Annotated in this window: 6 protein-coding genes; 4 read left to right on the forward strand and 2 right to left on the reverse strand. The window is 62.5% G+C overall.

Features of this window, described 5'->3' with window-relative positions; translation table 11 throughout:
• Nucleotides 1–10: 10 nt before the first annotated feature.
• Together EDF71_RS18385 and EDF71_RS18390 are read right to left on the reverse strand one after the other, a co-directional pair.
• Nucleotides 11–1,024, reverse strand: a complete 1,014-nt coding sequence (locus EDF71_RS18385) for a DUF58 domain-containing protein (RefSeq protein ID WP_243854354.1) — start codon at nt 1,022–1,024, stop codon at nt 11–13.
• A gap of 1 nt (nt 1,025) precedes the next feature.
• Nucleotides 1,026–1,946: a MoxR family ATPase gene (locus tag EDF71_RS18390; RefSeq protein WP_133858007.1), complete on the reverse strand. Its 921-nt coding sequence runs from the start codon at nt 1,944–1,946 to the stop codon at nt 1,026–1,028.
• A gap of 43 nt (nt 1,947–1,989) precedes the next feature.
• Between EDF71_RS18390 and EDF71_RS18395 the strand changes: the two genes are divergently transcribed.
• The 4 genes from EDF71_RS18395 (at nt 1,990) to EDF71_RS18410 (ending at nt 6,105) form a co-directional block, all read left to right on the forward strand.
• Nucleotides 1,990–2,943 (forward strand): histone deacetylase family protein, encoded by a 954-nt coding sequence (locus tag EDF71_RS18395; RefSeq protein WP_243854355.1) that lies wholly within the window; start codon nt 1,990–1,992, stop codon nt 2,941–2,943.
• Nucleotides 2,944–2,964: 21 nt separating this feature from the next.
• Nucleotides 2,965–3,744, forward strand: a complete 780-nt coding sequence (locus tag EDF71_RS18400) for an enoyl-CoA hydratase (RefSeq protein ID WP_133858009.1) — start codon at nt 2,965–2,967, stop codon at nt 3,742–3,744.
• Nucleotides 3,745–3,877: 133 nt separating this feature from the next.
• Nucleotides 3,878–5,152, forward strand: a complete 1,275-nt coding sequence (locus EDF71_RS18405; RefSeq protein WP_133858010.1) for a mechanosensitive ion channel domain-containing protein — start codon at nt 3,878–3,880, stop codon at nt 5,150–5,152.
• 203 nt (nt 5,153–5,355) lie between these two features.
• Nucleotides 5,356–6,105: an electron transfer flavoprotein subunit beta/FixA family protein gene (locus tag EDF71_RS18410; protein WP_133858011.1), complete on the forward strand. Its 750-nt coding sequence runs from the start codon at nt 5,356–5,358 to the stop codon at nt 6,103–6,105.
• Nucleotides 6,106–6,137: the final 32 nt, after the last annotated feature.

A 6,137-nucleotide genomic window follows, 5' to 3' on the forward strand; every position in this document is an offset into this window, starting at 1 on the left:
CGTGCTGCTCCTAGGCCAGCGCCAGTGCGCGCAGGCAGGCCTGGCGGTGCTCAGGCCCGCTGTCTGCTGCCAGATCCGCATGGGCGGCGCCCAAGCGCAGGCCATAGCGCAGGCCTTGCTGGTCGGCCATGACCACCCAGGCGGTCAGGCGCGAGAGCTGGGCCTCGCGTTCTGCCAGGCCGCATTGCTGGGCATCCAGCCACAGGTCTTGCTGGGCCTGGTGCTGGTTGTCACGCACCACAAAATGGCCCGTACCGGTGGCCAGTGAGGTGGCCGCTTTCTTCCAGACCACCAGCTTGAGGGGATCACCGCGCCGGTAGCTGCGCACACCATCAAACTCACCACTGCTGGCCCGCAGGCTGGCGCTGGTGCCCGCACCCGCATCGGCCAGGCCCAGTGGCAGCGGCGGTGGGTTGGTTTCGGGGCTGGGATAGACCAGGGCCTTTTCGGTGGTGCGGAAGACCGTCCACATGCGAAAGACGCCCAGCGGAAACCGCGTCTCGACCAGCACCGCAGGCAAGCTTTGGTAGCCGCGCTGCTCGGCGGGCGTGCTTAGCTGCATGGGGGTAGTGGCTTGGGCTGGTGCGTCCACCAGGCTCAGTTCATGGCCTTGGTAATGGCGTATGCCCAGCGCGTAGCGGCTGCGGCGGCTGGGGTTGTCCAGGCGCAAATCCAGGCGCAGCGGCTGGCCGGCAAACTGTGCTTCGGGGGCATGCAGCTCCAGCTGCAGGCCCAGCAGATTGCGGTAGCCAATGCCCACGGATACCAGCGCCGCGCCCGTCAGCATGAAGGTCAGCAAAAAACCCAGGTTGAGCTGAAAGTTGATGCTGGTGACCAGCAGCACCAGCAAGGTGAGCGCCAACATCCAGCCAGCGCGGGTGGGCAGCAGGTAGAGATTGCGGCGGCTGATGGCATGGCTGCTGGCGCTGGGCAAATGGGCCAGCCACCATTGGCGCATGCGCTGGCGCAGCCGCAGAAAAGGGTTGTGGGCCGGCTGCCCGGCAGCGGCGGAGCGGGCGTTCACGCTACTGCAGCGCCACGCTGTCCATCATCGCGCGGACCTGCTCCACGGCGCTGCGTCCCGAGGTGCTCACGGGCACCATCCGGTGCGCCGTGGTCTGCGGCAGGATGGCCTGCACATCATCGGGTGCCACATAGTCGCGGCCCTGGATCAAGGCCTGCGCCTTGGCGGCACGGATCAGGCCAATGCCTGCGCGCGGGGACAGGCCCTGCACAAACCATTTGCCAGAGCGCGTGGCGGCGATCAGCGCCTGCACATAGTGGATCAGCGCATCGCTGGCGCGCACGCTGCTCACTTCCTGCTGCAGGAACTTCAGCTCCACCGCCGAAGTGAGCGCAGGCAATTGGTTGGCGATATCGCGGTGGCCCTGGCCGGCGAGCAGCTGGAACTCGGCCGCCTGATCGGGGTAGCCCAGCGAGATGCGCATCAGGAAGCGGTCGAGCTGGCTCTCCGGCAGCGCGTAGGTGCCCAGCTGGTCGAGCGGGTTCTGGGTGGCGATGACGAAGAAAGGCTGGGGCAGCGGGCGCGTGGCACCCTCGACCGTCACCTGCTTTTCTTCCATGGCCTCCAAGAGCGCGCTCTGCGTCTTGGGGCTGGCGCGGTTGATCTCATCGGCCAGCAAAACCTGGGTGAATACGGGGCCGGGATGAAACACAAAAGCCTGCTGCTCGCGCTCATAGACCGACACGCCGGTCAAGTCGCTGGGCATCAGGTCTGCAGTGAATTGCACCCGCGCAAACTGCAGGCCCAAAGTGCGGGCCAGCGCATGCGACAGCGTGGTCTTGCCCACGCCCGGTACGTCTTCAATCAGCAGATGTCCTCCCGCCAGCAAACAAGTCAGACAATCCTGAACCTGCGCCGGTTTCCCCACAATCACCGTGTTAAGCTGAGTCAATAATTTTTGTATGGTGTGCTGTGTCTGCATACCAGCACAATAAACGACAAAGGCAGTTAAGGAGACGAAAACTGTGTCCAAGACAGGTTATTTCAGCCATCGTGATTGCTGGCTGCACGACATGGGACCTGCCCACCCGGAATGCGCTGCCCGCCTGGATGCGATTGAAGACCGCCTGCTGATCACCGGGGTGGGGGATGCGTTGGAGCGGCGCGACGCGCCCAAGGCCAGCATGTCCGATCTGGAGCTGGGCCATGAGCGCCTGCATATTGCATCGATACGCGGGCTGTCCGAAATGGCGGCAGACAACCAGGCCATTGGCGGCCCGGAAACGCTGATGCTGGACACCGACACTGCCGTCAACGGCGCCACCTGGAATGCGGCACTGCGGGCCTGCGGCGCAGCGCTGGCGGCCACTGATGCGGTGATCAGCGGCGAGATGGAAAACGCCTTTTGCGCCGTGCGCCCCCCTGGCCACCATGCAACGCGCAAGCAGGCCATGGGCTTTTGCTTTTTCAACAATGTCGCCGTGGCCGCCAAATATGCGCTGATGCGCCACCAGCTCAAGCGCGTAGCGATAGTCGATTTTGATGTGCACCACGGCAATGGTACCGAAGACATTTGCGCAGGTGACCCGCACATTTTGATGGTGGGCATTTTCCAGCACCCCTTCTACCCGCATTCGGGCGACAAGAACCCGGCGGCCAATATGCTCAATGTGCCGGTGCCGGCCTATACCAAGGGCATGGACATCCGCGAGATCGTCGAGACCTACTGGATCCCGCGCCTGGAAGAGTTCAAGCCCGAGATGATCTTTATCAGCGCAGGCTTTGATGCCCACCGCGAAGACGACATGGGCCAGCTCGGCATGGTTGAGGCCGACTACGCCTGGATCACCCACCGCGTGAAAGACATTGCGCGGCGCTTCAGCAAGGGCCGCATCGTTTCATGTCTGGAAGGCGGCTATGTGATGACGCCGCTGGCGGCCAGCGTGGAAGCCCATATCCGCGTGCTCGCCGATCTGTAAACACCTTTTGAGGACCTGGCAATGACGGACAGCAACTTGCTTGTGCAGACCCGCGATGCGCGCGGTGTGGTGACCTTGTGCATGAACGACGCGGCGCGCTTCAATGCGCTGGGCGATGAGATGTTGGCGGCCTTGCGCGCTGCGCTGGCCGCCATTGCGCAGGATCCATCGGTGCGCGTGGTGGTGCTGGCCGCGCAGGGCCGGGCCTTTTGCGCGGGCCACAACCTCAAGGACATGGCCGCCCATCCCGATCGCGCCTGGTACCAGGACCTGTTCAACCGCTGTAGCCTGGTGATGATGGCGATCCAGAAGCTGCCCGTGCCGGTGATTGCACGCGTGCAGGGCATGGCGACCGCCGCCGGCTGCCAACTGGTGGCGCAGTGTGACCTGACTGTTGCCAGCAGCGAGGCCAGCTTTGCCACCAGTGGCATCCAGTACGGCCTGTTCTGCGCCACGCCCAGCGTGCCGCTGGTGCGCAATATGCCCATCAAGCAGGCGATGGAGATGCTGCTGACAGGCGAATTCATCAGCGCCGAGCAGGCGCTGGCCCAGGGCCTGGTCAACCGGGTGGCTGCGCCTGAGCAGCTGGATGCGGCGCTGGAAACGCTGGTCGCCTCCATAGTCAGCAAGCCTGCCGCTGCCGTGCGCATGGGCAAGGCCTTGGTCTACCAGCAGCGGGAGCTGGGCATCGAAGCGGCCTACCAGGTGGCCAGCCAGTGCATGGCCTCCAACATGATGGACAGCAACGCGCAAGAAGGCGCGCAGGCCTTTGCGCAAAAGCGCAAACCGGTCTGGTCTTAGCCCCAGGCTGCACTCATCCGCGCGTCCCAGGAACTCTGCCGCTCCTACAAACGGCAGCGCCCTATCGGTGATACGGTACGGAACCAGCATATGCTTGCGCATATGCTTTTTTTGGACCCTATGAGACCGGCGCATGGATATCTTTGATCGTTTACTTCAGGACTTTGAGCAGGCCAGCACCTGGCAGGAGCTGGCCGTTCTGGTGATTTGCATTGGCCTGGCCTGGTTGCTGACACGCAGCTTTTACCGCCACCGCGATGATGGCAAGCCATCGGTCTGGTTTGGCAAGACGGCCTTGGGCGGGGCGCTTTTCCCGCTGCTGGCGCTGCTGTTCACCGCAGCGGCCCGCATGCTGGTAGAGCATTACCAGCCAGTGTTCCTGCTGCGGCTGGCAGTGCAGATTCTGCTGTCGCTCGCGGTGATCCGCCTGGTGGCCCGGGTGCTGGCCAAGACCTTTCCCAACTCCACCCTGGTGCGCCTGGTCGAGCGGATTTTCTCGTGGCTGGCCTGGGGCGTGGCGGTGCTGGGCATTCTGGGTGTGCTGCCGCAGGTCATGGCGCAGCTGGATGCCGTGCAGTTCGCCTTTGGCAAGACGTCGATCTCGGTGCTGGAGCTGTTCCAGGGGGCGATATCGGTGGGCATGGTAATGCTGGTGGTGCTGTGGATTTCGACCACCTTCGAGCAGCGCGTGATCGACGACATGGTCAAGGACCTGTCCATGCGCAAGATGGCCGTCAACCTCACGCGCATGCTGTTGATCACCGTTGGCTTGTTGGTGGCGCTTTCCCTGGTTGGGGTGGATCTGACGGCGCTGTCGGTGCTGGGCGGTGCCTTTGGTGTGGGCCTGGGTTTTGGCATGCAGAAGATCGCCTCCAACTATGTCAGCGGCTTTTTGGTGCTGATCGAGCGGGCCTTGCGCATTGGCGACAACGTGCGCGTTGATGGCTTTGAAGGCCGCATAACCGACATCCGCACCCGCTACACCGTCATCCGTGCCTCTAACGGGCGCGAATCCATTGTCCCCAATGAGACCTTGATCACCCAGCGGGTGGAAAACCTCACCGATGCGGACCAGAAGTTCAACCTGAGCACTCAGATCGTTGTGGGCGCCGACAGCGATGTCACCCAGGTGCGCGAGGTGTTGACGAGTGCGGCTCTTGCGCAGGCGCGGGTGCTGGCCAAGCCCGAGCCCTCGGTTTTCCTGGTGAATTTTGCGCCCGATGGGCTGGAGTTCAGCCTGAGCTTCTACATCAACGATCCGATGAACGGCCAGGCCAATGTGAAGTCAGCGGTCAATATCGCGGTGCTCGAGGGCCTGCGCGCTGCCAAGATCGAGATTCCGTTCCCGCAACGTGTTTTGCATATCCAGAACAATAGCGGTGGTGCAATACCTGCCAGCCAGGGCTGATGAACCGCCAACTTGTGCGGAAAATGGAGGCTGGTGCGCAGGGATGCGTCGATAATCGATTGTTATAAGCAGCTTGGCTACAAAAAAAGCACGACCGTGCTGTTTTTGTGCGATGATGGCTTGATCCATGCCCATGGCTGAGTGGCCGCGCCAACGCGCCGCCACTGGCGCAAACCTATTGAACAACTCAGGAGTCGAGGTTTATGAAAGTACTGGTACCCGTCAAACGCGTGGTGGACTACAACGTCAAGGTGCGCGTCAAGAGCGATGGCTCGGGTGTGGACATTGCGAATGTGAAGATGTCGATGAACCCCTTTGATGAAATCGCGGTGGAAGAAGCTGTGCGATTGAAGGAAAAGGGCGTTGTGACCGAAATCATCGCGGTGAGCTGCGGTGTGACCCAGTGCCAGGAAACCCTGCGCACGGCGATGGCCATTGGTGCCGACCGCGCCATCCTGGTCGAAACCGCAGAAGAGCTGCAGCCCCTCGCTGTCGCCAAGCTCCTGAAGGCCCTGGTCGACAAAGAGCAGCCGGGTCTCGTGATCTGCGGCAAGCAAGCCATTGATGACGACGCCAACCAGACCGGCCAGATGCTGGCCGCGCTCGGCGATCTGCCCCAGGCCACCTTCGCCTCCAAGGTCGAAGTCGCTGGCGACAAGGTCAATGTCACGCGTGAAGTGGACGGAGGTCTGGAGACCCTGTCTCTGTCCCTGCCCGCCGTGATCACCACCGACCTGCGCCTCAACGAGCCCCGCTACGTCACCTTGCCCAACATCATGAAGGCCAAGAAAAAGCAGCTCGACACGTTGAAGCCAGAAGACCTGGGTGTGGACGTGAGCCCGCGCCTGAAGACCTTGAAGGTGGAAGAACCCGCCAAGCGCGGCGCTGGTGTGAAGGTGCCCGATGTGGCCACCTTGATCGACAAGCTCAAGAACGAAGCCAAAGTCATCTAACGCTGCTGCTCAAAAGGAAACCTACAAATGAC

The sequence above is a fragment of the Comamonas sp. JUb58 genome (assembly GCF_004364775.1).
GTDB lineage: Bacteria > Pseudomonadota > Gammaproteobacteria > Burkholderiales > Burkholderiaceae_C > Comamonas.

Coding starts and splice junctions, on each gene's coding strand:
- EDF71_RS18390 (WP_133858007.1), bottom strand. CDS start 1,946: ATGCAGACACAGCACACCATACAAAAATTATTGACTCAGCTTAACACG.
- EDF71_RS18400 (WP_133858009.1), top strand. CDS start 2,965: ATGACGGACAGCAACTTGCTTGTGCAGACCCGCGATGCGCGCGGTGTG.
- EDF71_RS18405 (WP_133858010.1), top strand. CDS start 3,878: ATGGATATCTTTGATCGTTTACTTCAGGACTTTGAGCAGGCCAGCACC.
- EDF71_RS18410 (WP_133858011.1), top strand. CDS start 5,356: ATGAAAGTACTGGTACCCGTCAAACGCGTGGTGGACTACAACGTCAAG.